Annotated in this window: 3 protein-coding genes and 1 pseudogene; all 4 read left to right on the top strand. The window is 60.7% G+C overall.

Going from position 1 to position 1353, the window contains the following annotated elements:
• A pseudogene (locus BN2106_RS00035) lies at positions 1-390 on the top strand (transcription termination factor NusA); the annotation flags it as partial.
• Between the two features lie 74 nt (positions 391-464).
• A complete protein-coding gene (gene rnpM, locus BN2106_RS00030; RefSeq protein WP_050696541.1) occupies positions 465-728 on the top strand; it encodes an RNase P modulator RnpM in 264 nt (87 codons plus the stop codon).
• On the top strand, positions 725-1057 hold the full coding sequence (locus BN2106_RS00025) for a L7Ae/L30e/S12e/Gadd45 family ribosomal protein (protein ID WP_050696540.1): 333 nt from the start codon (positions 725-727) through the stop codon (positions 1055-1057). Before rnpM ends, BN2106_RS00025 begins: the two co-directional genes overlap by 4 nt.
• Before the next feature lie 20 nt (positions 1058-1077).
• The coding region (locus BN2106_RS00020) for a translation initiation factor IF-2 N-terminal domain-containing protein (RefSeq protein ID WP_195891735.1) at positions 1078-1353 on the top strand (276 nt) is incomplete at its 3' end.

The raw sequence follows: 1353 nt of genomic DNA, 5'->3' as shown, positions 1-1353 counted from the left end.
CCGGACGTCGACGCGGTCGGCGCCTGCATCGGCACGCGCGGCGCGCGCGTCTCCAGCATCGTCAACGAGCTGGGCGGCGAAAAGATCGACATTGTGGAATACAGCGACGACCCGGCGCAGTTCATCGCGTCGGCGCTTTCCCCGGCGAACGTCCTCACCGTCACCGTGGCGGAGGACGGCTCCCACGCCTGTCGCGTGAGCGTGCCGGACGGACAGCTCTCCCTGGCCATCGGCAACAAGGGCCAGAATGCCCGCCTGGCCGCGAAGCTGACCGGCTGGAAGATCGACATCAAACCGGAAAGCGGCTTCTACGGCGAAGAGGAAGCAGCCCCCGCGCCGGAAGAAACGCCGGAACCGGCGGAAGAACCGCAGGAAGAAACCGAGGGATAACACAGCGCGGCAATCACCGTGTTGTTTTCATATAGCAGGCCAGAAAAACACAGTCGGGAAAGGTGGTGTGTGCCATGCATCAAAAGCGCGTTCCCCTGCGCATGTGCGCGGGATGCGGGGAAAGCAAACCGAAGAAGGAACTGGTCCGGGTGGTCCGGTCGCCGGAAGGGGAAATCTCTCTGGACCTGACGGGGAAAAAGCCCGGGCGCGGCGCGTATGTTTGCAAAAGCGCGGACTGCCTCCGGGCGGCGCGAAAGGCGAGGCGTTTTGAACGAGCCTTCTCCTGTCAGATTCCCGCGGAGGTCTTTGACCGTATGGAGGAGGAGATCGGAAAATGAATGGCGAAAACAAACAGCTTCTGAACCTGATGGGACTCGCGCGAAGGGCGGGAAGGCTCTCTCTGGGGAGCGACCCGGTGATTGAGTCCCTGCGCAAAGGGCAGGCCCGGCTGGTGATCCTGGCGGCGGATTTTTCCCCCCGTTCCGCCGGCGGCGTGCGGTTTGCAGCGGAGGAAGCTGGGGTGGACGTTGTGCAGACAGCGGCCATCATGGACGAAATCAGCATGGCTCTAGGAAAGCGAACCGGAGTTCTTGCGGTGAATGACGCAGGGTTCGCGAAAAAACTGCACGAGCTGTGTGAAGCCGGAACCGGCGCGCAGACACGGTGAAATGAGGAGGAATTCATTATATGATGATTAAATATCGCGTTCACGAGGTGGCAAAGGACCTGGGAGAACCCAACAAAGAAGTCATTGACACCTTACAGAAATATACGGGCGAAACCAAAAAACACATGACGGCCCTGACGGAAAACGAGCTGGACCTTGTGTTTGAAAGCTTTACGCAGAAGAACAAGGTGGAGAACCTGGACGATTACTTTGCGGACAACAAGCAGAAGGAAGCGCCCGCGCCCCAGCCTGCCCCGCAGGCACAGCAGCCGAAGCCGCAGGCAGCGCCTGCGCCC

It is taken from the genome of Anaeromassilibacillus senegalensis (assembly GCF_001261775.1).
Taxonomy (GTDB): Bacteria; Bacillota; Clostridia; order Oscillospirales; family Acutalibacteraceae; genus Anaeromassilibacillus; species Anaeromassilibacillus senegalensis.
This window is presented reverse-complemented; position numbering and strand designations above follow the sequence as displayed.

What these genes read in the sequence shown, in the direction of transcription:
- rnpM (WP_050696541.1), top strand. Translation starts at nt 465, where the DNA reads ATGCATCAAAAGCGCGTTCCCCTGCGCATGTGCGCGGGATGCGGGGAA.
- BN2106_RS00025 (WP_050696540.1), top strand. Translation starts at nt 725, where the DNA reads ATGAATGGCGAAAACAAACAGCTTCTGAACCTGATGGGACTCGCGCGA.